This window comes from Limnohabitans sp. TS-CS-82, from assembly GCF_002943475.1.
Genome location: NZ_PTQX01000007.1, coordinates 1 through 24616 on the forward strand (window position 1 = coordinate 1; position 24616 = coordinate 24616).

At 56.2% G+C, this 24616-nt stretch carries 25 protein-coding genes; 11 read left to right on the top strand and 14 right to left on the bottom strand.

From position 1 onward, the window contains the following. Positions 1 to 162 (bottom strand): sigma factor-like helix-turn-helix DNA-binding protein (locus C5F52_RS14525; protein ID WP_146100095.1); only part of this gene is annotated, 162 nt, incomplete at its 3' end. Between the two features lie 492 nt (positions 163 to 654). Here C5F52_RS14525 and C5F52_RS14530 point away from each other — a divergent pair. Continuing rightward, positions 655 to 1023 (top strand): RNA-binding protein, encoded by a 369-nt coding sequence (locus C5F52_RS14530; protein WP_104799091.1) that lies wholly within the window; start codon positions 655 to 657, stop codon positions 1021 to 1023. 120 nt (positions 1024 to 1143) lie between these two features. Here C5F52_RS14530 and C5F52_RS14535 read toward each other — a convergent pair whose 3' ends face one another. From C5F52_RS14535 to C5F52_RS14555, 5 genes are all read right to left on the bottom strand, one after another. Continuing rightward, positions 1144 to 1638 carry a hypothetical protein gene (locus tag C5F52_RS14535; RefSeq protein ID WP_104799092.1) on the bottom strand — a complete coding sequence of 165 codons (495 nt, stop codon included), beginning with the start codon at positions 1636 to 1638 and terminating at the stop codon, positions 1144 to 1146. A gap of 91 nt (positions 1639 to 1729) precedes the next feature. Beyond that, positions 1730 to 2242, bottom strand: coding sequence for a hypothetical protein (locus C5F52_RS14540; protein ID WP_104799093.1), 513 nt, complete (start codon positions 2240 to 2242; stop codon positions 1730 to 1732). A gap of 119 nt (positions 2243 to 2361) precedes the next feature. Beyond that, on the bottom strand, positions 2362 to 2607 hold the full coding sequence (locus C5F52_RS14545) for a hypothetical protein (RefSeq protein WP_236657881.1): 246 nt from the start codon (positions 2605 to 2607) through the stop codon (positions 2362 to 2364). A 181-nt stretch (positions 2608 to 2788) separates the two neighbouring features. Further along, positions 2789 to 3688, bottom strand: coding sequence for a DMT family transporter (locus C5F52_RS14550; protein WP_104799094.1), 900 nt, complete (start codon positions 3686 to 3688; stop codon positions 2789 to 2791). Continuing rightward, on the bottom strand, positions 3685 to 4191 hold the full coding sequence (locus C5F52_RS14555; RefSeq protein WP_201747027.1) for a methylated-DNA--[protein]-cysteine S-methyltransferase: 507 nt from the start codon (positions 4189 to 4191) through the stop codon (positions 3685 to 3687). The genes C5F52_RS14550 and C5F52_RS14555 overlap by 4 nt, the downstream gene beginning before the upstream one ends. A gap of 84 nt (positions 4192 to 4275) precedes the next feature. Here C5F52_RS14555 and C5F52_RS14560 point away from each other — a divergent pair, with 84 nt between their 5' ends. From C5F52_RS14560 to C5F52_RS14570, 3 genes are read left to right on the top strand one after another with little or no spacing between them, the layout of a single operon-like run. Next, positions 4276 to 5676, top strand: a complete 1401-nt coding sequence (locus tag C5F52_RS14560) for a phosphomannomutase/phosphoglucomutase (protein ID WP_104799095.1) — start codon at positions 4276 to 4278, stop codon at positions 5674 to 5676. After that, complete coding sequence (gene waaC / locus C5F52_RS14565; protein WP_236657882.1) at positions 5673 to 6695, top strand: lipopolysaccharide heptosyltransferase I; 1023 nt, start codon at positions 5673 to 5675, stop codon at positions 6693 to 6695. The genes C5F52_RS14560 and waaC overlap by 4 nt, the downstream gene beginning before the upstream one ends. Then, entirely contained in the window at positions 6695 to 7993 is a 1299-nt protein-coding gene (locus C5F52_RS14570) for a 3-deoxy-D-manno-octulosonic acid transferase (protein WP_104799096.1), read from the top strand. Before waaC ends, C5F52_RS14570 begins: the two co-directional genes overlap by 1 nt. Here C5F52_RS14570 and C5F52_RS14575 read toward each other — a convergent pair. From C5F52_RS14575 to C5F52_RS14605, 7 genes are read right to left on the bottom strand one after another with little or no spacing between them, the layout of a single operon-like run. Continuing rightward, positions 7990 to 9348 (bottom strand): TolC family outer membrane protein, encoded by a 1359-nt coding sequence (locus tag C5F52_RS14575; protein WP_104799097.1) that lies wholly within the window; start codon positions 9346 to 9348, stop codon positions 7990 to 7992. The genes C5F52_RS14570 and C5F52_RS14575 overlap by 4 nt on opposite strands. Positions 9349 to 9364: 16 nt before the next feature. Further along, positions 9365 to 9706 carry a rhodanese-like domain-containing protein gene (locus tag C5F52_RS14580; protein ID WP_104799098.1) on the bottom strand — a complete coding sequence of 114 codons (342 nt, stop codon included), beginning with the start codon at positions 9704 to 9706 and terminating at the stop codon, positions 9365 to 9367. 9 nt (positions 9707 to 9715) lie between these two features. After that, entirely contained in the window at positions 9716 to 10369 is a 654-nt protein-coding gene (locus C5F52_RS14585) for a protein-L-isoaspartate O-methyltransferase (RefSeq protein WP_104799099.1), read from the bottom strand. A 41-nt stretch (positions 10370 to 10410) separates the two neighbouring features. Further along, positions 10411 to 13593: an efflux RND transporter permease subunit gene (locus tag C5F52_RS14590; RefSeq protein ID WP_104799100.1), complete on the bottom strand. Its 3183-nt coding sequence runs from the start codon at positions 13591 to 13593 to the stop codon at positions 10411 to 10413. Between the two features lie 15 nt (positions 13594 to 13608). Beyond that, positions 13609 to 14790 (bottom strand): efflux RND transporter periplasmic adaptor subunit, encoded by a 1182-nt coding sequence (locus C5F52_RS14595; RefSeq protein WP_104799101.1) that lies wholly within the window; start codon positions 14788 to 14790, stop codon positions 13609 to 13611. After that, on the bottom strand, positions 14787 to 15452 hold the full coding sequence (locus C5F52_RS14600; RefSeq protein ID WP_104799102.1) for a TetR/AcrR family transcriptional regulator: 666 nt from the start codon (positions 15450 to 15452) through the stop codon (positions 14787 to 14789). Before C5F52_RS14600 ends, C5F52_RS14595 begins: the two co-directional genes overlap by 4 nt. A gap of 55 nt (positions 15453 to 15507) precedes the next feature. Further along, positions 15508 to 16284 carry a YdcF family protein gene (locus C5F52_RS14605; protein ID WP_104799103.1) on the bottom strand — a complete coding sequence of 259 codons (777 nt, stop codon included), beginning with the start codon at positions 16282 to 16284 and terminating at the stop codon, positions 15508 to 15510. A 71-nt stretch (positions 16285 to 16355) separates the two neighbouring features. Here C5F52_RS14605 and msrA point away from each other — a divergent pair, with 71 nt between their 5' ends. From msrA to C5F52_RS14620, 3 genes are all read left to right on the top strand, one after another. Beyond that, a complete protein-coding gene (gene msrA, locus C5F52_RS14610) occupies positions 16356 to 16913 on the top strand; it encodes a peptide-methionine (S)-S-oxide reductase MsrA (protein ID WP_104799104.1) in 558 nt (185 codons plus the stop codon). Next, positions 16906 to 17301 (top strand): hypothetical protein, encoded by a 396-nt coding sequence (locus C5F52_RS14615; protein WP_104799105.1) that lies wholly within the window; start codon positions 16906 to 16908, stop codon positions 17299 to 17301. The genes msrA and C5F52_RS14615 overlap by 8 nt, the downstream gene beginning before the upstream one ends. A 91-nt stretch (positions 17302 to 17392) precedes the next feature. Then, on the top strand, positions 17393 to 19522 hold the full coding sequence (locus C5F52_RS14620; RefSeq protein WP_104799106.1) for a TonB-dependent receptor: 2130 nt from the start codon (positions 17393 to 17395) through the stop codon (positions 19520 to 19522). A gap of 73 nt (positions 19523 to 19595) precedes the next feature. On the opposite strand, the gene pdxH is transcribed toward C5F52_RS14620, so the two are convergent. Further along, the gene (pdxH, locus tag C5F52_RS14625) at positions 19596 to 20234 is read right to left on the bottom strand and encodes a pyridoxamine 5'-phosphate oxidase (RefSeq protein ID WP_104799107.1); all 639 of its coding nucleotides are present in this window, start codon (positions 20232 to 20234) and stop codon (positions 19596 to 19598) included. 112 nt (positions 20235 to 20346) lie between these two features. On the opposite strand from pdxH, the gene C5F52_RS14630 reads away from it, so the two are divergent. Genes C5F52_RS14630 through C5F52_RS14645 form a run of 4 tightly spaced genes read left to right on the top strand, consistent with a single transcriptional unit; the run spans position 20347 to position 24549 of the window. After that, a complete protein-coding gene (locus C5F52_RS14630; protein ID WP_104799108.1) occupies positions 20347 to 20811 on the top strand; it encodes a (2Fe-2S)-binding protein in 465 nt (154 codons plus the stop codon). A gap of 17 nt (positions 20812 to 20828) precedes the next feature. Continuing rightward, positions 20829 to 22979, top strand: a complete 2151-nt coding sequence (locus C5F52_RS14635) for a xanthine dehydrogenase family protein molybdopterin-binding subunit (protein ID WP_104799109.1) — start codon at positions 20829 to 20831, stop codon at positions 22977 to 22979. An 8-nt stretch (positions 22980 to 22987) separates the two neighbouring features. Beyond that, entirely contained in the window at positions 22988 to 23977 is a 990-nt protein-coding gene (locus C5F52_RS14640) for an XdhC family protein (RefSeq protein WP_104799110.1), read from the top strand. Continuing rightward, positions 23974 to 24549 (top strand): NTP transferase domain-containing protein, encoded by a 576-nt coding sequence (locus C5F52_RS14645; protein WP_104799111.1) that lies wholly within the window; start codon positions 23974 to 23976, stop codon positions 24547 to 24549. The genes C5F52_RS14640 and C5F52_RS14645 overlap by 4 nt, the downstream gene beginning before the upstream one ends. The last annotated feature ends 67 nt before the right edge of the window (positions 24550 to 24616 follow it).

Below are 24616 nucleotides of genomic sequence, written 5' to 3' on the forward strand. Positions count from 1 at the left end.
GGCAACGGAGCGTGCCGGATATTTGGGCTCGACCACGCCGCTGGTTAGGTACTTGCGCACGGTGTTGCGCGATAAACCCGTTCGTCGGGATATTTCCCGAATGCTCATTCCATCTCTCAGGTGCCACCGCCTGATCACACTTAATAACGCCACGTTGATCACTCCTGTGCCTCCTGCTCAATGCTGAGCAGGACAGTTTGACTACGTGGGTCAAATTTGGATGCAAATACCTAGGTTTAGTGGCTCACTATTGGATGCAATTCAACAAGCTGCTGGTCTCTGTGGCCCTGCTAGGCAGTGGTAGCACAAGTGGTAGCAGATTTTTGTAGAGTGAACTGCAAAAAAGTCCTTTGAAATCAACGATCTTTTTAGTTTTGCGTAGAGTCCCGTCCACTCCGCCAAAACGAGAAAGCCTAAATAGTTCGCTATTTAGGCTTTTTTCTTTGGTGCATGATTTACGAAATAACTCTATATTCGAATAAAACTCCTCTTTATATTCGAAACCTTAAAAAGAAGCGCATAATCCGCAGGCGCCGGTTTTAAATAATCGGTGCAATTTTGGTGATAGGTCAGTTTCGTGCGCTACGGCGTTACTTCTCGGGTTAGTTGTGCTTTCGGGACCCCATCGCTATTTCATGTATTTAAGGAGTCCCCATGGGCAATAAACTTTACGTCGGCAATCTGCCATACACGGTTCGCGATGGCGACCTCGAGCAATCTTTCGGTGAATTCGGTGCTGTGACCAGCGCCAAAGTCATGATGGAACGCGACACTGGCCGTTCAAAAGGTTTCGGCTTTGTCGAAATGGGCAGCGATGCCGAAGCGCAAGCTGCTATCGAAGGCATGAATGGTCAATCATTGGGTGGTCGTAGCATCACTGTGAACGAAGCCCGTCCGATGGAGCCACGTCCTCCCCGTTCAGGTGGTGGCGGCTACGGTGGTGGCGATCGCTCAGGCGGTGGCGGTTACGGCGGCGGTGATCGTTCAGGCGGTTACGGCGGTGGCGGTCGCGGCGGTTACTAAGCCCTGCAGATCTCTTGACTCAGCTTTGTGCTGAGCCAAATTAAAAGGCCTCGAAACTTCGGTTTCAAGGCCTTTTTCAATTTAGCAGTGGGTATTCATGCGGAATTTATCCATCCGTGATCAGCGAATTTCTGCGATAGCCGAAGGCTGGTTAGACACAAAGATGTTGATGCAGTTGTCGCGTGCATCTGTCACCACCCATGGATGGGTTTGGAAGGTCGGTTGTGTGTATTGGCCGTGCGCTGGAATGGTTTTGTAAAACACGCGGCGGCCACTGTAGTCCAACCAGTAGGTGCGAACCTCCTGGTTGCTGTTATTCAAAAACTTCATGCTGGTGTGCACATTGCCTTGCACGGATCGCAGGTTGCGTTCATCACGGCAAGAACTGGATGCGCCGCTTTGTTGTTGCCCTTCGTGGTCGTAACGTTTGCGGCCGTGTTCGCGATGGTGGCGGTATTGATCAACCTCATCGGCACGTTCTCTGCCGCGTTGCTGGTATTTATCAACTTCTTGGTTGATTTGCTCAAGCGGATTGGCGGCATTGGCAATGTTGGCAAATGAAGCAAGGGTCAAAACGCCTAAAGCGATCAAGGCGTGTTTGCGTAACGTTTGCATGGCGAACTTTCTTTCAAAGAGTGATGAGAAAGAAAGTAACGCTTAATAGTTTATTTAAGTTGACTAATTTTAATTCTTATTAATTATTTATTCATGACCAAAGGTACCTTGGCATGGCCGGTGCACGTGGCGCACGCAGCGCATTCATCCACAAGCAGTAGACAGCCATAAACCTCAGCGCAATCAAACCTGTCATCCATTGCAAGGGGTTTTCGCTCAAATAAACATAGGCATTGAAGTAGTCCATCACCAAGGCGGTGATGGCGATGCCGACGTAGAGCAAAGACACTTTTTCAAAATACCAGTTTTTCAAATAACTGAAGAGATAAAAAGCGCTGATGCCGATGATGAAGCAAGCTCTAAAAACGAGGTAACGCTCAAACGCTTGTGGATCTAGTGTGCCTAGCTCAAAGTTTCCGATGGCTAGGTGTGAGAAGAACAGTAACTTGATGACTTGAGAAGTCACCACCACCAACAAAAATAAGTTGCGGTATTTGAACCACGTATCGGTGTTGGAAGCAGCAGGCACATCCTCGCCCATGAGCGCATTCAGCTCTTCATCGGTGACTAACGGTTGATCGACGTGGAGATTGCGCACTGGCATCTTTCAACTTGATCGGAATCTCAAGTTACCGAAAGTGTAAGTCTCACATTCAGTTTGCGTGTGGCGCTGCGATGATGTTCTATAAAAACTATGGTTATTTTTTGATAAGAAACGCGTTGTCAATGCGTGGGGGTGACGCCGTTGACCCAATCCATGCCTTGAGCCAAGGCGTATTGGGTTGCGTCATCGTGGGTAGCAAAGTCATCAACGAATGACATGATGCGTGCTGTGCTGGCGCTGCCTTGGCCGCTGGCGACCGAGACTTGGGCCGCAAACCGGCCGCTGGGTAAGGCACGCGGGCAGGCCGCGATGCGGTATTTGCCAACTGTGATGGCGGTATGTTGGGTATGAATAGCTGAAATCATGAAAATCTTAAAAATAGAACGACAAAACACAGTCCTGCATGAACTGGTTGAAATACGCGAAGAAGTGGGAATTTACTTAAAACGCCCCTTTGCTAAGGGGCTGGCACGCGCAAGGTAGAGGTAGCGTGCTAGAAGTCGACTAAAGCGATCAACTATTGTAACAGGTGATGGGATTTTTTGTTTAGTTAGGTCGACGCCCGACCAAACCAGAGGCCAAGGCCGTGCCGATCACAATGACCACGGCGCAGCCCATCATCCAATGGGTGACGACTTCATCGAGGAACACCATGCCAAACACATTGGCAAATACCGGAATCAAGTAAGTGACAGTCATGGCGCGTGCAGGACCGGTGCGCGTCATCAAACGGAAATACAAGACATAGGCCAAGGCGGTGCACAGCAGGCCTGCAATGCCAAGTGCGCCCCAGGCGTGTAGCGATGGCATGTCGCTGGGCCACGTGAGCAAGGCTGGAATGGTGAGCCCAAGACTTGCGCCCCACAGGCTACCGGTGGTGGTGACCAGCGAGGGCACGTTTTGCAAATAACGTTTGGTGAAGCTGCCAGCAATGCCGTAGCAAAACGTGGCGACTAAGCAAGCGACCACCGCCAGTCCTGAGCCGCCTGCTTTGAACGAAATGCCACCTGGCACATCGCTGGCGAGCAAGACCACGCCTGTGAAGCCCAATGCCAAACCCAACGCACGCGTGGCATTGAGTTTGTCGCCCAACCAAAACCAAGCAATGAGCGCGCCAAAGAGCGGCGTGGTGGCATTCAAGATCGACGTCAGCCCGGTATTGATGTGCATCAGTGCATAGGCATAGCAAGCGAAAGGAAGCCCAGCATTGAGCAAGCCTGATGACATCACAGGGCGCCAGTGCTGTTGCAACACACCCACCTCGCGTCGCCACATCAACACCGGTGTGAGGATGACCGCCGCCAAGGTGATGCGCACCCAAGCCGTGGGGAAGGGGCCAAACGCATACGCACCTTCGCGCATGAACAAAAACGACGAACCCCACAGTAGTGCCAGCAGCACAAACTCAGGCACCCATTCGCGCCAATGCAAATGCCGTTCGGTCATGCGTGGGTGGCCTCAAGTGCCAGCAAATGTTTTTTACGGTCTAAGCCACCAGCGAAGCCCGTGAGCGAACCGTTGGCGCCCAACACCCGGTGGCACGGCACGATGATGCTGTGTGGGTTTTGGCCAATCGCAGCACCCACGGCACGCACGGCCTTGGATTTGTCAATGTCGTGCGCGATGCCGCCATAGGTACTGGTGTGGCCGTAAGGGATGCGTTGCAAGGCTCGCCACACGGCGCGCTGAAACGGGGTGCCCCAAGCTGGTTGCAGCTCAATTTCAAAAGTTTGGCGTTGGCCGTCAAAGTACTCACACAGTTGTGTTGCCGCAGCCATCAAGGTGGGGTGTGCGTTGTCGGTGACCCACTGGCTGCTGTCGGGCAAATGCTCTTGCCGATGCACAAACCATACGCCCGCCAAACCTTGTGGGGTGGCTGCCAGCAGCACATCACCGAGTGGCGAGGTGGTGTGTCTTTGGTAAATGAGGGTTGCGGGCTTGGCGGACACGGTGAAATGGGCTTTGAGGCGATGTTTGCTCCATCATAGTGGGCCTGCAAAAGCGATGACTTGGCTCTCTACAATCTGATCACTATGCAAGTGAACGCCTCTATCTTCAAAGCCTACGACATCCGCGGTGTCGTTCCCTCCACCCTCAATGTTGAAGTCGCCGAAGCCCTCGGCAAAGCCTTTGGCACACATGCCGCTGCATGTGGCGAAACCACCGTTGCCGTGGGCCGAGACGGACGCCTGAGCGGCCCTTCATTGGTTGAAGCGCTGATGCGTGGCTTGGTCGCCGCAGGCGTGCAAGTGATTGATGTGGGCGCTGTGACAACTCCCATGCTGTACTTCGCAGCCAGCACCTTGTGCAAGAGCGGGATTCAAGTCACGGGCAGCCACAACCCCAAGGACTACAACGGTTTCAAAATGGTCCTCGGTGGCCGCGCCATTTATGGTGACGAAATTCAAGGCTTGAGAGAGATCATGCAAGCCGAGAGCTGGACGCTCAAAGCCGGCGGCAGCATCCAACACGTGGATGTGACGGCCGACTACGTGGCCCGCATCGTGGGGGATGTGCGCTTGAGCCGCCCCATGAAAGTGGTGGTCGATTGCGGCAACGGCATTGCCGGTGCAACAGCGCCTGGCATCTTCCGCGCTTTGGGCTGCGAAGTGATTGAGCTGTTCAGCGAGGTGGATGGCAACTTCCCCAACCACCACCCCGATCCCAGCAAGCCTGAAAACTTGAAAGACTTGATCGCTGCCCTAAAAACTTCGGGCGCCGAGTTGGGCTTGGCGTTTGACGGTGACGGTGACCGTTTGGGCATCGTGACCCAAGGCGGCAACAACATTTACCCCGACCGCCAAATGGCTTTGTTTGCCCGCGATGTGCTGTCGCGCGTGCCCGGCGGTGCGATTGTGTTTGACGTGAAGTGCTCGCAGCGTTTGGCCCCCGCCATTCGCGAAGCAGGCGGCCAAGCCTTGATGTTCAAAACTGGCCACTCGCTCATCAAAGCCAAGATGAAAGAAGTTGATTCGCCTTTGGGCGGCGAGATGAGCGGCCACATCTTCTTCAAAGAGCGTTGGTTCGGCTTTGACGACGGCACCTACGCCGGTTGCCGCTTGCTCGAAATCGTGAGCCGCAGCCCCGATGCCAATGTGGTGCTGAACGCATTGCCCACCAGCTTCTCCACGCCTGAATTGAACGTGGGCTGTGCCGAAGGCGAGCCACATCGTTTGAGCGCTGAGTTGCAGCAGCTGGTGTCTTCCGGTGAATTGCCTTCACCCGAATTTAAGCCCGAGGCCTGTGTGATTGACGGCTTGCGCATCGACTGGGCCGATGGCTTTGGTTTGATTCGCGCATCCAACACCACGCCCGTGCTGGTGCTGCGTTTTGAAGGCCAAACCCAAGCTGCCCTGGACCGCATTGAGCATGACATGCTGACGCTGTTGCGCCGCGTCAAGCCTGATGCGAAGTTTCAAGAGGCTGCGCATTGAGCTTGCCTGCCTTGCATGACCGACAAGCACCCTTGAAGGTGCTCATCGTCAAGCTCTCATCACTGGGTGATGTCGTACATGCCATGCCAGCGGTGATGGACATTCAAGCCGCGTTTCCCAATGCCCAAATTGATTGGGTGGTGGAACGTGGCTTTGCACCATTGGCCGCACGATGTGCAGCGGTGCACCGTGTCATTCCATGCGAAATACGTCGCTGGCGCAAAGCGTTTCTCAAAGCTGAGACACGCGCACAAACACGCACCGAGTGGCAAACCTTCAAAGCTGATTTGCAGCAAGAAGCGTATGACGTCATCCTCGATTTACAAGGCCTGACCAAGTCGGCCTTGGTGGTATGGCTGGCACGTAAAGCCAAAGGTGGCAAGCGCTATGCCTTGGCCAACCGAACCGACGGTTCGGGGTACGAGCGCCCCACACGTTGGGTGGCTGATGTGGCTGTGTCCATCACGCCGCACATCCACGCGGTTGAGCGTGGTCGTGTGTTGTGCGCCAAAGCTTTGGGCTACGACGTGCCCACGCATTTGAACTATGGCTTGGGTCAAGCGGCAACGCAGCGCAAGCCCTTGGTTGCTTTGGTGCATGGCACATCGCGTGCCGACAAAGAATGGCCCTTGTCGCATTGGCATGACTTGGGGTTGCGTTTGAAACAACAAGGCTTTGATGTGGCATTGCCCCATGGCAGTGAGGCTGAACGCTTGCGCAGCGTGGCCATGGCCGAGATGCTGCCGGGCGCTGTGGTGTGGCCGCGCTTATCGCTGGACCAACTCACCACCGAGATGGCGCAATGCACGGGTGTGATCGGGGTGGACAGCGGTTTGAGCCATATCGCTGTGGCGCTGGATTTGCCGCACGTTCAGATTTACAACTTCGACACCGCATGGCGCACAGGCCCCGAAGGTTTGACGCGTCAACGCAGCGTGGTCGATTGCCCCACGCCCAGCGTGGATGCCGTGTGGGATGCGTGGCAAGCGTGCCTGCACGCTGAAGGTTCAGAACCGTGATGCTGCCAATTTACAGCGCGGTCATGTGGGCCTTGCAGCCTTTGTTGCGTCGCAAGCTGCAACGCCGGGGCCGAGAAGAGGCAGGCTATTTGCACGCGATTGAAGAGCGCTTTGGCCATTACACACAAGTCTCTACTGATGGCGGCTATGTGTGGGTGCATGCCGTGTCTTTGGGCGAAACACGCGCCGCTGCCGTATTACTGCAAGCTCTGCGTGCTGCGCAGCCTGGCATTCGCATCTTGCTCACCCACGGCACAGCCACAGGGCGTGCGCAAGGCGTGAGCTTGCTGCAAGAAGGTGATGTGCAAGTGTGGCAACCGTGGGACAGCCCTGCCGCCGTGCAACGCTTTTTGACGCAGTTCAAGCCAAGCGTGGGCATCATCTTAGAAACCGAGTTGTGGCCCAACTGGGTCGCACAGTGCAACGAGGCCCGTGTGCCACTGGTGCTGGTGAATGCACGCATGAGCGAGAAGAGCATGCATCAAGCGCAGCGCTTGTCGTGGTTGTCACGCCCCGCCTACCAAGGCTTGTCGGCCGTACTTGCACAAACGCAGGCGGACGCCGATCGTTTGCAAACCTTGGGAGCCAAGGTGGATGCGGTGCTGGGGAACTTGAAATTCGATGCCAAGCCTGATGCTGAACAACTGACATTGGCGAAGACGTGGAAGCAAAAGTTCAAGCGCCCCGTGGTGCTGTTCACCAGCTCACGCGAAGGCGAAGAGGTGATGTGGCTAGACACGCTGCAAGCCTTGAAAGACGTACCGCGCGATCATCAAGACCATATCCATGCCGTGCATTGGTTGGTCGTGCCGCGTCATCCACAACGCTTTGATGAAGTGGCCGCCTTGATTGAAGAGCGAGGCTGGCACGTGTCACGCCGCAGTCAATGGATGGACGGACCAGATGCCGACCAACCAGACGATGCAAACACCATTTGGCTGGGCGACTCGTTGGGTGAAATGGCTTTGTATTACGGCCTGTCCGATGCTGCTTTGTTGGGTGGCAGCTTTGCGCCCTTGGGCGGACAAAACTTGATTGAGTCCACCGCCTGTGGCTGCCCCGTCATCATGGGACCACACACGTTTAACTTTGCAGAAGCGGCGCAGTTGGCCGAAGAAGTGGGGGCCGCTTTGCGTGTCGAAGACATGGCGCAAGCTGTGACCACTGCGTTGCAAATGGTGCGTTTCGCCCCTGATGAAAATGCACACGTGCAAGCGTGCATGACTTTTTCTCAAGCCCACCGAGGCGCAGCGCAGCGAACCGCGCAGGCGTTGCTGCCTTATTTGAAAACGAATTAAGGGACGAGCAAATCGTTGATCGGCTGCAAATCTGCAGGCGTCAACGTACCTGCGGCTTGGCGCAGTTTCAGGTTGGTCACCAACACGTCGTAACGGGCTTTGGCCAAGTCACGCTTGGTTTGGTAGAGCTGGCTTTGCGAGTTCAGCACATCGATGTTGATGTTCACGCCGACTGAGTAGCCGAGCTTGTTGGCATCCAATGCGCTTTGGCTAGATGCCTCTGCTGCTTCGTAGGCTTTGACTTGGCTCAAACCGGCAAGCAAACCGAAGTAGGTGTTGCGTGTGGCTTGCTCGGTACCGCGACGTGCATTTTCTAAATCAGATTGGGCTTTGTCTTTCAAAGCAATCGCTTCTTTGACTTTGTAAACGCCACTGAAACCGGTGAACAACGGCACATTCAAGACGAGGCCGACGGATGGGTTCCAAGTGGTTGTTGGTGTTGACGCATAGGTTGTTCCAACAAACGAACCTTTTAAGTTTTCAGTGCGGCCATAGGTCATCTGTGCATCCAGCGTAGGCTTATGGACGGCAGTGGCTTTGTCCATTTCGTAATCGGCTACTTCCACTGCCAGTTGCGCTTGGCGCACAGCAGGACTGTTGGTCTGTGCTTGACTGACCCACGCATTGACGTCTTCTTTGGGGGGCTCAACCAAGACGGTGCTTTTCGCTAGGCGTCTAGGTTTGGCATCGCTCAGACCCGCCACCATATTCAGCGCTAAGCGTTTGGTGCGCAGCTCGTTTTCAGCGGCAATGGCTTGGGCGTTGGCCAAGTCAAAGCGGGCTTGTGCATCGCGCACGCCGGTGATGGTGGCCGTGCCCACTTCAAAGTTGCGCTGGGCCGACGCCAGTTGTTCGCTGACGGCTTTCTTTTGGTTTTGTACCAGCTCCAAGTTGTCTTCGCTGGTGAGCACATCAAAGTAAGCCTGCGACACGCGAACCAACAAATCATGCTCAGCGGCTTCATACTGCGCAGCGGCTTGTTGCAATTGGCGGCCACCTTGTCGGTAAGTGGCCCATGCCGCAGGGCGGTAAATGGGTTGCACCAACGTGGCAGCTGTGGTTTTAGTTTCTAGCTCTGTGATTGCAGATTTAGCGGCACCTTCTGCTTGTCGCTGAAAGTCTGTTCTGACTTGACTCACCGATACCGCAATGTTGGGCAAGATGCCGCCCAGCGTTTGATTGGCCTTCGCCAAGTTCGCCTCAAACTGCGCTTTGGCTGAAATAAAACCGGCGTCATAGCCTCGCGCTGCGTCGTACATCTCAACCAAGCTTTGTGCTTGCGCGCTTGACGCAAAAGCCATCATCACCGCAGCGGTGAGGGGGAGGGTACGAAACACAGTGCGAGAGAGCGACATTCAGTTCTTTCAAAAATCAATACGTGGGCACAGAGGTGTCCACTTGCGAAGACCATGCGTTGATGCCGCCTGCGATGTTGGCCACATGGCTAAAGCCTTGTTGCACCAAAAACGCCGCCACTTGCATGCTGCGGCCACCGTGGTGACACAACACCGCAATCGGTTGATCTTGGTCCAGTTCGGCCAAGCGAGGCGGGATGAGGTGCATGGGAATCTTCACCAAATCGAAGCCTTGCGCAGTCACGCAGGCGGTTTGGATTTCCCATGCTTCACGCACATCGAGCACCACGGTCGAGCCGTTGGGTGCTTGTGATGCGATCCAGTCTTGCAACTGAGCGGGTTGGACTTGATCAATCATGCCGCGCTTTTAGAACTTGAAGCGTGTAGGCTCTGTAAAGCCTTGTAAACGTGGGGCAGTGTGGTCCCACAAGGCTTTGCTGCTCCATGCGGCGTCAGCGGTGCGTGTGTAGAGGGTGGCGACCATGACATGGTCTTGGCCCACGATGGCCAACAAGTGACCACCGACTTTGATTTGTTGCAACAAAGCTTGCGGCACTTCGGCCACAGAGCCGCCGAGCACGATGGCGTCAAACGGAGCATCGCCAGACGCACCGGTGCTGCCGTCAGCCACGCGCACGTCCACGTTGGTGATGCCAGCGCGTTGCAGGTTGTTGCGGGCGTTGCTGGCCAGCTCGGGGTTGATTTCCAAACTCACCACGCGTTGGGCGCGGCCTGCCAACAAAGCAGCCATGTAGCCGCTGCCCGTGCCGATTTCCAAAACTTTTTCTGTGCCAGTCAAGTGCAGGTCGTGCATCAAACGCGCAGCCACACGGGGAGGCGCCATGAATTCGCCGTGGCCTAAAGGAATGTCGGTGTCGGTGTAAGCCAAGGCTTGATAAGCCTGTGGCACAAACAGTTCACGCTGCACGTTAGACAACACGGTCAGCACTTGTGGGTCGAGCACCTGCCAAGGGCGGATTTGTTGTTCGACCATGTTGAAGCGGGCTTGTTGGGTATTCATCTCAAAACTCCGAAATCATTCAGTTAAAGCTGGGCAAAATTTTAACGGGCGGGGCTGTCAGAGCCTGACGACCATTTGCGTTTCATCCATTCGGCCAAATCGTCCAAATAACAGTACACCACGGGCACGACCACTAAAGTAAGCAAGGACGAGGTAATCACCCCGCCAATCACAGCTTGGCCCATGGGGGCGCGCTGTTCTGAGCCCTCGGACAGTGCGAATGCCAAGGGCACCATGCCAAAAATCATGGCCAGTGTGGTCATCAAAATAGGGCGTAAACGCACTTCAGCGGCCAACAGCAAGGCATTGTGACGGCTCAGGCCCGGTTTGATGGAGCCATCGGGTTGCTCTTGGGGCTCACGCGAGCGGATGGCAAAGTCGACCAACAAAATTGCGTTTTTGGTGACCAAGCCCATCAGCATGATGACGCCAATGATGGAGAACATCGACAAGCTAGAGCCAAACATCAGCAAGGCCAGCACCACGCCAATGAGGGTGAGAGGCAAGGCCGTCATCAAGGCCATGGGCTGCAAGAAGCTTTTGAATTGGCTGGCCAGAATCATGTAGATGAACACGATGGCCAAGACTAAGGCCGAGATGGCGTAGCCAAATGACTCGGCCATGTTCTTGGTGGAGCCGCCAAATTGGTAGCGGTAGCCGGGAGGCAGCTGCATGCCGTCCATGATTTTGCGAATGTCGCCCGACACCTCACCAGCGGAGCGGTTGTACACGTTGGCGTTGATGGCCACTTCGCGCATCAGGTCGCGCCGGTTGATTTGGTTGGGGCCTGTGCCTTCTTCCACGCGTGCCACTTGGTTCAGACGGGCCACACGGGGGCTGCCGTCGGCGTTGGTTCCGATGGTGAAGGGCAGGCGCTCAAGGTCTTGTATGGCGTTGCGGGCGTTGGGGGCCAAGCGCACGTTCACGTCGTAGGTTTGGTCATCTGCAGCGCGCCAGTTGGTGAGGGTGGAGCCGGCTACCAAGATACGCAGTTGGTTGGTCACGCTGCCAAGCGACAGGCCAAGGTCACTGGCTGCTTCGCGCTCGACCTTGACTTCAATCGTGGGCTTGTTGGGTTTGACGCTGGAGTCCAAATCGACCAAGCCGGGAACGTTGCGGATTTTGTCCATCACTTGGGTGGTCAGGCGTTCGAGCTCGCGCAGGTCGCTGCCCTGCAACGAGAACTCCACTTGTTTGTTGCCGCCCACGGCATCAAGCAAGCCCGCATGTGTGACGGTGATACCCGGCACTTGACGCAGGCGTTCGCGCAGGATGGCCGACATTTGGTCGACGTTACGCTTGCGGTCTTTGCGGTCGACCAAGCGCACGTAGATGCTCGCGTAGATCTTGCCATTGGCTGAGCCCGTGTTGATGGTGGACAGCGTGTAGCGCACTTCTGGAAACTCACGAATGATGGCTTCGACTTGTTTGGCTTTGGTCTCGGTCACTTCGAGTGAAGAGCCGACTGGTGTGTAAAAGCTAACGCTGGTTTCTGAGAAATCTGCTTTTGGTACGAACTCAGTGCCAAGGAGTGGGACCATGAAAATACTTAACGCAAATGTGCCGATAGCCAGACCAACAGTTGCACGCTTATGAATGAGAGACCATTTCAAAATGCGTTGGTACAGCGCAATGAGCTTGTCGGTGGTGGTTTCAAACCAAGCCGTCACTGGGCCGATGGTGCGGTCGTAAAAGTTGTTGCTGTGTCCGTGTTTGCCGTGCGCATGAATGGTGGGGTCGTGCCAGATAGACGACAACATGGGGTCGAGCGTGAAGCTCACAAACATGGAGATGAGCACCGCTGCCACGATGGTGATGCCAAACTCGTGGAAGAACTTGCCGATGATGCCGCCCATGAAACCAATCGGCAAAAACACCGCCACGATCGATAGCGTGGTGGCCAAAACGGCCAAGCCAATTTCTTGTGTGCCGTCCATCGCCGCTTGGTAAGGCGTTTTGCCCATTTGCACATGGCGGACGATGTTTTCGCGCACCACGATGGCGTCGTCAATCAACAAGCCCACACACAACGACAAGGCCATGAGCGTGATCATGTTGATGGTGAAGCCAAAGATGTACATGAACAAAAACGTGCCGATGATGGCAATGGGCAGCGTGAGGCCTGTGATGACGGTGGAGCGCCATGAGTTCAAGAACAAGAACACGATCAACACCGTTAACAGTGCACCCTCAATGAGTGTTTGACGCACGTTGGCCACACCCACACGGATGGGGCGTGAGCCATCTTGCACTTGCTCTAGGCGCAGGCCTGGGGGTAGCTGCGCTTTCATTTCGGCCACGGTTTTGTTGAGGCCGTCAATCACGTCAATGGTGTTTTCGTCTTGTGCTTTTTGCACCGTCATCAACAGCGTGCGTTGGCCGTTGTAGAGCGCCAAGCTCTCTACCTCTTGCGCACCATCATTCACCGTAGCCACTTGGTTCAAGCGAATCGGTGTGGTGTTTTTGCGTGCCACGATGATTTGGCCAAAGTCTTCTGGGCGCAACATGCGGCCTTGAATTTGAATCACGCGGTCTTGTTGCAGCGAGCGCAGGCTGCCCACGGGCAAGTCTTGGGTTTCGGTTTTGACCGCGTTCACCACCTGATCGGCGCTGATGCCGAGCGACTCCATGGCTTGCGGATTCAAGTACAAATTGATTTCGCGTTTTGTTCCGCCCACCAACGACACCGAACCCACGCCGCGCACGTTCTCAATGCGCTTCTTCAAGACTTGATCCGACCAGTTGGTCAGTTCAACTGCTGAGAGTGGCTTGCCGCCTTGTGGCGTTTCGGGCACCACAGCCAGCGACCAAATGGCACGGCTGGATGGGTCAAAGCGCAACACCTTGGGCTCTTTCACTTCGGTGCGCAGGGTGGGGCGCAGGGCGGCCACTTTTTCGCGCACATCGTCAGCGCCTTTGCGGCCATCGATGTGGAGTTGAAACTCAATCACCACCACCGACATGCCTTCGTAGCTGCGCGAGGTGAGGGCACTGATGCCGGCTATGGCGTTAACGCCTTCTTCAATCTTCTTGCTGACTTCGCTTTCCACAATCTCAGGCGATGCACCTGGGTATTCGGTGGTGATCACCACCACGGGAAAATCGATGTTGGGAAACTGGTCAATCTTGAGGCGCTGGTACGAGAACAAACCCAGCACCACAAAGGCGAGCATCACCATGGTGGCGAAGACCGGGTTTTTTAAACTGACTTTGGTGAACCACATGTTGTGTCAGTCGATTCAGTTGGCGTTGCTGGCGCTGGCGATTGGCGCACTTGCAGCTGCGGTGTACTTCACAGCCATGCCTTCACGCAAGGCACCCACATGGCTTTTGAGCACGGTGCTGCCTTCAGTCAAACCGGTCACACCCACCATGGTTTCGGATTCGGGCTGAGCCAAGTCCATGCCGCGCACGCCCAGCGTGACGGTTTTGTGCATCACTTGCAGTTGGCCGCCCACTTGCTCCACCACTTGCACATAAGGTTGTGCGCGGTCGGTGCGTACAGCAGACAAAGGCACGGCCATCACTTGGCTTTTGCCCATGCCCAAAATGCCCTTGGCAAACAAGCCGTGGCGCAGACCCTCGGCTTTGTCGAGTGCCAAATAAATCAACACGCTGCGGCTGCCGGTTTGGGCGCTGGGGCTGATGCGTTTGACTTTGGCCCCGATGGTGTCTTTGCGGTCTTCCACTTGCAATGCGGCCACTTGGCCCACGCGTACATCCATAGATTCGCTGGGGCTCAAAGGCACTTCGACTTCGAGTTGGTTCAAGTCGACCAACTCCATGATCTTGGCGTCAACACCCACACGTTCGCCTACTTGCGCGGCACGGCCAGAGACGATGCCAGCAAAAGGCGCGCGTAAGGTGGCGTCGTCCAGCGCTTTGCGGGCCACGTCGGCCCCCGCGATGGCGGCTTTGTGGCTGGCCACGGCGCCTTGGTAGGAAGCGTCTGAGTTGTCCATGGCAATTTTGGAGATGAAGCCGCGGTCGACCAAGGATTTGTTGATGTCCCATTGACGCTGCGCAATTTCCATTTGTGACTTGGCGGCGCTGGCAGTTTCGGTTGCTTGCTGCCAACGGCGTTGGTACTCGGTGGGGTCGATACGGGCGAGCACATCACCAGCTTTGACCGCATCGCCTTCACGCGCCAACACTTCTTTGAGCTCACCGGCCACGCGGGCTTTGATGACTGCGTAGTTGACTGCTTTGACAGTGCCCGACACAGCCAAGCCTTGGGTGATGTCGCGCAACTCGGCTTTGAGCACATCGGTGTTGGTCAATTCCACTTGTGTCACGGCACTGGCTGGGGCACTTGCCGCAACTTGTTGTGCGCGTTTGTTGCTCATGGCGCGAATCACACCGGCAACCAAGGCCAAGACGATGACGCCAATGACGATCCAACGGGGTTTGATGTTTTTCATTTGCTTTTCTTTGCAGTCATGCCGTGCAGCAGCACATCGACTTGCATGTGAATGAATTGTTCGGGGTCAACGATCTTGGCCGAGGCCGCGCAGGCGCCCATGGAGTGTTTCCACATCATCAGAAAAATCATCGGGGCCACGATGATATGAACGGCTTGCTCTAGATCCATGTCGCGAAATTCGCCACTTTGCACGCCGCGTTCCAAGATGCTGTGGATCATGGCGTTGCCCGGTTTGATGACTTCATCTTGGTAGAAGGCCGCAATCTCAGGAAAGTTCTGCGCCTCGCTCATTACCAGTTTGGTGATGCCACTGGCGCGTGTTTTACCAATGCGCTCCCACCACGACACCAGGGCGTAGCGCAGCATGTCTGCGCTGGTGCCTTTGAACGTGACGAACTCTTCTTGCCACGCTGGAAATTTGTTGGCAATGTTTTCACGCACCACCGCTTTGAACAAATCTTCTTTGCTTTGGAAATACAAAAACAGCGTGCCTTTAGACACGCCAGCACGTGCAGCCACTTCTTCCACGCGGGTGGCAGAAAAACCTTTTTCAACAAACAAGTCCAACGCCGCATCCAGCAATTCGCCTGGGCGCGCTTCTTTGCGGCGCTCGCGTTTGGGCGTCTGTTCTGCGCGTTGGATGAGGGTGTCGGTGGTCATAAGCTGTTAATGACTGATTGGTTAGTAATGTACCAGCTTAATCCTTTAGAAGCACTTAGGTGAGCAAAAGACCCAGCCATTCGCGAATGACCCAACCCGTGTCGCGCAGGCCTTTGCCGCTGGGCAGCCATTGCAGCAGAGGCGATGAGTCACTGCGGATGTAACCCATGGGTGCGGGCGTGACTTGCAAGCCTGCCGCTTCAAACTGGCGCACGCTGCGTGGCATGTGCCAAGCATGGGTGACCAAGGCGATGCGTGTGATGCCATCGTTTTTCAGCAAAGCGGCAGTGAGCAAAGCGTTTTCGCGCGTATCGCGTGATTGGTTTTCTTGCCAGCGCAATGCGGGGGCACCTAGGCGAGTCAGCGCCAAAGCGGCCACTTCGGCTTCAGAGGTTTGCCGACTTTGTCCCGCCCAACCGATGCCGCCCGTGTAGGCTATCGGCAGCTGTGTGTTGCGCGACAAGTGCACGCCATACAGCAGGCGTGACATGGCATCGGGCGACAAGGTGGGGCCGTTGTATTCCAACGCTTCGTTTTCAACGCCACCGCCCAGCACCACGATGGCTTGCACCTGCAGACGCTTCAAGTCTTCATGGTGGATAGGGCTGACTTGTGGCAGCAGATGCAACGACAGCCAAATGGCCACGGCTTGGCAGCTCAAAAGCCAAAGCACCAATGTAGTGACACCTGCGACCGCAACTGGCAAACGACTGTGCGCACGCGCGCTGCGTCGCCAAGCCCAAACCAACAAGGCCAAGATGGCCAACAAGCCGCTGGTCGCGGGCAAGACCAGCGTGGTGAGAATAGCTTTGAGAGCGAGCAATGTGTCCATGAGTTTCCAGTGTGCCTGCCCGCGGTGCGGGCATCTGTGCTGTGGCGCACGCAATCATAGAATCAAGCGCTATGACCACACACACCGAGCCCACCCACACGCACAAAATCATCACCTTGGGCGGTGGCTGCTTTTGGTGCACCGAAGCGGTTTTTGTGCGTGTCAAAGGGGTGGTGGATGTGGAGTCTGGCTACTGCAACGGCCACACGCGCAACCCCACCTATGCGCAAGTGTGCGAGGGCGACACCGGCCACAACGAGGTGGTGCGTTTGGTGTACGACCCGCAGGTCATCAGCTTGCGTGAGTTGTTAGAAATTTTCTTTGTCATCCACGACCCCACGACCCTGAACCGTCAAGGCAATGATGCGGGCACCCAATACCGCAGCGGTATTTACTGGACGGACGAAGCCGACCATGCTGTGGCTCAGCAAGTGTTGGACGAGGTCAATGCCGCACTGTCTGGCCGTGTGGTGACAGAGCTGCAAGCTTTGGACAACTATTGCGCGGCCGAGGACTACCACCAAGACTATTTTCAGTACAACCCCAACCAAGGCTATTGCGCCTTCGTGGTGGCACCCAAGGTGCAAAAGTTTGTGCAGTCCTTTGCAGACAAGGTCCGCCGTGACTAACGCGCTGCGCTACTGGCCCATCGCGCTGACCCTGCGCAGCTTGCAGCGAGTGGTGTTGGTGTTGCTCGCTGCCTTGATCATGGTGCAAACGGTGGGCGTGTTGCACCGTGTGGCGCATGCGCAGCAAAGCGCGAGTGTTTTTTCTCATGTTGCACCTGCTGTGGCGCAAGACGATGTGAGTGTGTTGGCTGCCATTTGGGGTGATCACAGCAATTCGGCCGAGTGCCAACTGTTTGACCAAACCTGCCCCGATTTGTTGCACGCTCCTGCTTGGACGTTGCCAGCTGTATCAGCCGTGCCCACTTGGGTGACTGCTGTGTTGCGCGAGCGCTTTGCGCTGTTTGAACGCTTTTATGCGGCCCGAGGGCCACCTGCTGATTTGCTTTGAACACCCCATCAGCGCACCCAGCTTAGATCGGGCGTGCTGACTTCTCATTGCAAAACATAGGGGCTAAGTGCATGCCCCGCAGGAACATCACATGACACACGTTTTTCAACGCAGCGCCGTGGCTGCCGCTGCTTACTCATTGTTCTCGCTCTCGATTGGCAACGCATGGGCGCAAACGGCGCATACCGATGAGGTCCATCGTTTGGATGAGGTCACCATCACCGCTCGTAACCTAGACAGTGGCGGTGTGTTGGTGCCCGCGCAGCAGCTTTCAGGTGCAGCGCTCACCCAGCGCCAGGGCAGCACCTTGGGCGAAACGCTGGACAACTTGCCGGGCATTGCCAACAGCTCTTTCGGTCCCAATGTGGGCCGCCCCATCATTCGCGGCATGGAAGGTGACCGCATACGCATCTTGCAAAACAGTGGTGCCAACATGGATGTGTCGGGCCTCAGCAATGACCACGCCGTTCCGATCGATCCGCTTACCACCGAGCGGATTGAAGTGTTGCGTGGTCCTGCCACTTTGCTGTACGGCGGCAGTGCCATCGGCGGTGTGGTGAATGTGATCGACAACCGCATCGCGCGTGAACGCATCTTTGATGCCAAAGGTGGCGTGATGGGTAAAGCCGAAGTGCGCGTGGGTGGCGCAGCTGATGAGCGCAGTACCGGCGCTCTGGTGGAAGCGGGTAACGACAAATTGGTGTTGCACGTCGATGCGTTTGACCGCAGCACCCAAAACTTACGTGTGCCCAAAGACATGAATTGCGGAGAAGGTCTTGCCGCAACACCCAACGGTCGTCGCGTGTGTAACTCAGCCAGCGATAGCAAAGGTGGCGCAGTGGGCGGCACATTGTTGTTTGATCGTGGTTATTTGGGTTTGTCGACCAGCGAATACCGCAGCACCTACGGCACGGTGGCAGAGCCTGAAGTGCGCATTGGCTTGCTGCGCCGTCATCAGGTATTAGAAGGTTTGTTGCGAAATGTAGGCGTATTTCAAGATCTCAAATTTCAACTGGGTAACACCAACTACACGCACACCGAATACGAAGGTGCGGACGCAGGTACACGTTTTGACAACAAGGGGCATGACCTGAGATTGGAAGGTCGCCAGCGTGTTGTTCGATTGAGCAATGGCATGCAGCTTGAGGGGGTTGTGGGGCTTCAACGCGAACGTAACAAATTGGGTGCCACAGGCGCAGAGCGGTTTTTGCCAACCAGTCGCACGCAAAGCACAGGCTTGTTTACCTATCAAGCGCTGAAAACATCATGGGGTCAACTCAGTGCGGGTGCGCGAGCTGAAACGGTGGAGGTGGCCTCGTTCGAGGACATTGGCCCGAACAATGACAATGCGGCTCAATCTAAAAAATTCAAACCCCTCAGTTTTGCTTTGGGTGCCATGCGCAACTTGCGTGTGGGTGAGGCGCAAAACGGTTGGCAGCTCACCACCAACTTCAGTGCCAGTCAGCGCGCCCCCAAAGACTACGAATTGTTTGCCCATGGTGCGCACGTGGCCACAGCAGCCTATGAGATTGGTCAGCCTAGCAATGGTTTAGAAAAAGGTACGCAACTGGATATGGGTGGCGAGTGGAAGCAAGGGCCACACAAATTTGGTATCACTGGTTTTGCTTCGCAGTTCTCAAACTATTTGGCGTTGCGCCCAACAGGTGAGGGTTGGGATGGCACAAGCTTTGTGACGCCCGTTGGTACAGAAATGCCGGCCTACCGCTTTGAAGGCGTCCGCGCGCGCTTCTACGGCATAGAGTCCACCGCCAAACTGCGCATGGTCGGCGGTCAATCTGCATTGGTGTCGCCCAATGCAACTCATGGTGCGATGGACCTCGAGATGCGTGCCGATGTGGTGCGTGCCAAAGACCTCACGCACAACAGCTACTTGCCACGCATAGCGCCGATGCGCTTGGGGGCGGATGCTGTGTGGTCACGCAACGCATGGGGTGCACGTTTTGGCTTCATGCATGCAGCGGCTCAAAACCGAGTGCCTGATGGTGGCGTCACCACGGCAGGCCACACGCTGTGGAATGCGGGCATCAACTACCACGCACACACCTATGGCCCGACGCACTGGCTGTTGTTTGCCAAGCTCGACAACATCTCCAACAAGCTGGCGTACTCGTCCACGTCTGTGTTGACGCAGACCATGGGCACCAATGCCCCGCCTATTGCTGGGCGTAGCTTGAAGGTTGGCGCTCAAGTGAGCTTCTAAGACTCAGAAGCACCAAAAAAAAAGCGGCCTCAGTGCCGCTTTTGTTTTGTGTCACGTTGTGTGGGCTGAAGATTTATGGGGCGAGTCGTTCGCGAATCCAATCGCCATCAGCCGATTGGCGATAACGCAAGCGGTCATGCAAACGGCTCTTGCGCCCTTGCCAAAACTCCCACTGCTCAGGTACCAAGCGATAGCCGCCCCAATGCGGCGGGCGAGGGGGTTGCAGCAAAAACTGTGCGCCGTATTTGGCAGCGTTGGCGACCAAGGTGCCGCGCCCGTCAATCACTTGGCTTTGCGGGCTGGCCCATGCGCCGATGCGCGAATCAAGTGGCCGGCTGTTGAAATAGTCGTCACTCTCGGCATCGCTGATTTTTTCCACGCGGCCTTCGATGCGTACCACGCGCTCTAGCTCAACCCAATGGAATTGCAACGCCGCAAAGGGGTTGCCTGCCAATTGCTGACCTTTGCGGCTGTTGTAGTTGGTGAACCACACAATGCCGCGCGCGTCATAACCCTTGATAAGCACCACGCGCGTGCTGGGACGCAAGTCGCTGCTGACGGTGGCCAGGGTCATGGCATTGGGCTCGGGCACTTCGGAGTCAATGGCTTCTTTGAGCCATTGGTCAAACTGCTGCATGGGGTCAGCTGCAGAGGCCGACTCGTTGAGCTCGGCGCGTTCGTAGCTTTTGCGAAGGTTGGAAATGTGGCTCATGGTCAATCTGTGTGTCTTGTGTGACAGTTAAAAGGAAAACCCGACACGAGGTCTCACGCATCGTAAAGATTTTTCCTTGATACTCGACTGTACTTTTATTGAGGAGACGTTGATGAGTGTCGATTTTCAAATCAACGGCAAAGCCGCCAAGGCCAACGCCGAAACAGATACCCCCTTGTTGTGGGTCATTCGCGATGAGCTGGGCCTGACAGGCACCAAGTTTGGTTGTGGCGCGGCGTTGTGCGGTGCTTGCACCGTGCATGTGGATGGTCAGCCTGTGCGCTCGTGCCAAACCCCACTCTCCAGTGTTTCTGGTAAAAAAGTTGCTACGGTTGAGAGCCTCTCCAAAGACAACAGCCACCCACTGCAGGTGGCGTGGATCAAACACGACGTGCCTCAGTGCGGTTACTGCCAATCGGGCCAGTTGATGAGCGCGGCTGCGTTGCTTGCCAAAAACAAAAACCCCAGCGATGCAGAAATTGACCAAGCCATGAGTGCCAACCTGTGCCGTTGTGGCACCTACACCCGTGTGCGTGCCGCCATCAAAGATGCCGCCGCCACGATGCGCAAAGCTTGAACCGCCGGAGACACACCATGACACACACAAATACCTCTCGCCGTTCATTCCTCAAAACATCTGCTGCCGTCACGGGCGGTTTGATGCTCGGCTTTAACTTGCCCGGCACACTTGGCGAAGCCATGGCCGCAGGCACGGTGCACACGCCCAATGCGTGGGTGCACATTGCCGACAACAACGTCATCACCTTGCTGTCGGCGCGCTCTGAAATGGGTCAAGGCGTGTACACCTCCATGCCCATGCTGATCGCCGAAGAGCTGCATGTCGACATCAGTCAAATCAAAGTGGCTGCTGCGCCGCCTGATGCGGTGTATGTCAACGCATTGTTGGGTGCGCAAATCACCGGGGGTTCTACCTCGGTGCGTGACGGTTGGCTCAAGCTGCGCGTCGCAGGTGCGCAAGTGCGCGAAATGTTGATCACCGCTGCTGCTGCACGTTGGGCGGTGGACCGAGATTTGATCCGCGCCGACAAAGGCATGGTCTATGGCCCGAAGGGCTTGAAGTCCACCTATGGTGAATTGGCCGAGGCTGCAGCACGCATGCCCGTGCCAGACAAACCACCGATGAAAGACCCCAAAGATTTCAAAATCGTGGGCAAGCGCACCAAGCGCGTGGACACACCCGCCAAGGTCAACGGCACAGCCGAGTTTGGCATTGACGTGAAGTTGCCAGGCATGGTGTACGCCTCACTGGCACAGTGCCCCGTGATTGGCGGCAAGGTCAAGAGCTTTGATGGCGCTAAAGCCAAAGCGTCTGCTGGCGTGATTGACGTGGTGCAAATCAGCGACGGCGTGGCCGTGGTGGCCAGCAGCTGGTGGCAAGCGAAGAAGGCTCGCGACCTGCTGAGCATTCAGTGGGACGAGGGTGCAGGTGCTGCCTTGAGCGATGCCAGCGTGATTGATGGCACACGCCAAGCTTTGAAAACTGGCAAGGTGTTGGAAATCACCAAGCCCCAAGGCGATGTGGCAGCAGCACTCAAAGGCGCTGCCAAAGTGCTGGAAGCCGAGTACGTCATCCCCATGCAAGCGCACGCGCCGCTGGAGCCGATGAACTTCACGGCCCATGTGCAAGGTAACAAAGCATTGCTGATTGGCCCGACCCAGTTCCAACAAGGCGCACAAGGCGCAGTGGCTGGCGCTTTGGGTTTGAAGCCTGAAGACGTCACGCTGCAAACCACCTTCTTGGGCGGTGGCTTTGGCCGTCGCTTGGAGCTCGACTTCATCGTGCAAGCGGCAGAAATTTCAAAGGCTGTCAACAAGCCTGTCAAGCTGCTGTGGACCCGCGAAGACGACATGACCCACGACTTCTACCGCCCAGTTGGTGTGAACCAACTCAAGGCCGGTTTGGATGCGTCAGGCAAGCCTGTGGCGATGCATTTCAAAGTGGCTTCTCAGTCGGTCACGCAACGCGCCTTTGGTTTGCCCAAAGACACGATGGACCCTTTCATGGCCGAAGCTGCTGTGACTGGTTACAACATTGCCAACACCCAACACGACTTGGTGATTCACGACACTGGCATTCGCGTGGGCTACTGGCGTGCTGTGAGCCACAACATGAATGCTTTCGCAAACGAAAGCTTCATGGATGAGTTAGCCAAAGCCGCAGGCAAAGACCCCTACGAGTACCGCATGAGCTTGCTCGCCGGTAAGCCACGTTTTGCCCATGTGCTCAAACTTGCCGCTGACAAAGCAGGCTGGGGTAAGCCACTGGCCAAAGGCCGTGCCTTGGGTATCGCCCTGATGGAAGGCTATGACACTTACATGGCCCAAGTGGCCGAGGTGAGCCTGAACGACAGCGGCGAGGTGCAGGTGCATCGTGTGACGGTCGCAGCAGACTTGGGCCACATGGTCAACCCCGATACGGTGGAAGCGCAAATTCAGTCCAGCATCATCTTTGGCATGGGCGCGGCACTCAAGCACCAAATCACCATGACCGCTGGCCGCGTGCAAGAGACCAACTATCACAACTTCCAGCCCGTGCGCATGAACGAGGCGCCGAAGATTGATATCGTGTTGGTCAAGAGCACCGAGAAGCCTGGTGGCATTGGCGAGCCTGCCACTGCGGTGGTGGCACCTGCCATTGCCAACGCGGTGGCCAAGTTGACAGGCAAACGTGTGCGTCGCTTGCCCATCACGGCTGAAGCACTCAAGCAAACCGCTGTCGCTTAAGGCGTGACATGGAGAGCTTAGACCTGCGTGTATTAGGGGATGTGCTGGCTTGGCGACAAGCTGGGCGGCGCGTCACCTTGGTCACGGTGGTGGAAACGTGGGGCAGTGCGCCACGCCCACCTGGGGCTTTGCTCGCGGTGCGTGACGACGGCGTGGTCAGTGGTTCGGTGTCGGGTGGTTGTGTCGAAGACGACTTGATTGCCCGCATCAAAGCTGGCGAATACGCCGCGCTCGAGCACCCATCCATGGTGGCCTATGGCGTGAGCAAAGAAGAGGCCGCACGCTTTGGCTTGCCCTGCGGCGGCACCTTGCGTTTGGTGCAAGAGCCAGTCAAAGATGTGACTTGGATTGAAGAGGTGTTGCAACGCACCTCGTCACACCAATTGGTAGCACGTACCGTCAAGCTGTCAACGGGTGAGGTGACCTTGCGCGAAGCTGCTCGCACCGATGCACTGCAGTTTGACGGCATCACACTCACGAGTTTGTTTGGCCCGCGCTGGCGCTTGTTGTTGATTGGCGCTGGTCAGCTCAGCCAAGCCGTGGCACACATGGCCAAGCTGCTGGATTTTGAGGTGCTGGTGTGTGATCCGCGTGAAGAATACGCAGCCACGCTTGGACTCGAAGGCGTGACCCGTGTCATGGGCATGCCTGATGACGTGGTGCTAGAGCTGAAGCCTGATGCACACACCGCCATCGTGGCCTTAACGCATGATTCAAAGTTGGATGACATGGCCTTGATGGAGGCCTTGAATTCAGATGCGTTCTATGTGGGCGCTTTAGGGTCGCGCCGCAACCAAGCCACACGCAAGCAGCGGTTGATGGAGCACTTTGGCATCAGTGCCGAGGCACTTGAGCGTTTGCACGGCCCTGTCGGCTTGAACATCGGTGCCAAAACGCCAGCCGAAATTGCGGTGTCCATCATTGCGCAAATCGTGCAAGTCAAAAACGCGGCAGCGGCAGCGCCCGTAGCGACTGAATCTTCCTGCGTCAAAGCGTGACAGCGCTGCCGACGGTCATCGTCTTAGCGGCTGGCAAGGGCGAACGCTTCAAGGCGTCGGGTGCCACGCAAGACAAACTCCAATCTTTGTTGTGTGGTCAACCTGTGCGCGAACACGTGTTGGCAGCCGTGCGTGCCAGTGGCTTGCCCTGGCACGTGGTGGCGCGAACACATACGGCGGATCTAACAAACCCGGGCATGGGCGACAGCATCGCCTGCGGTGTGGCTGCAACGCCTGATGCGCATGGCTGGCTCATCTTGCCTGCTGATTTGCCGTTGATTCAAGCCGGTACCTTGTTGGCCGTTGCCAAGGCCTTGCAAGCCCATGAGGTAGTGGTACCGCGCTACCAAGGACAACAGGGCCACCCTGTGGGATTTGGTTTGTCGTGCTGTGCGGCCTTGTTGCAGCTCACGGGTGACTTTGGGGCGCGTGCGGTGGTCGCGCATCACACCGTGTTCCGCCTAGACGTTGACGATGAGGGGTGTGTGATGGATGTAGACACGGTCGACGCCTTAGCGCTTGCTGAACTACGTATTCAAGACAGAGGTATACAAAAAGGTGGTGCCAATTGATGTCTGTCAATTGAACGTTAGGAACACTCGTTAAGATACGCGCTGCCAGTATCTTCTGGCCCAATTT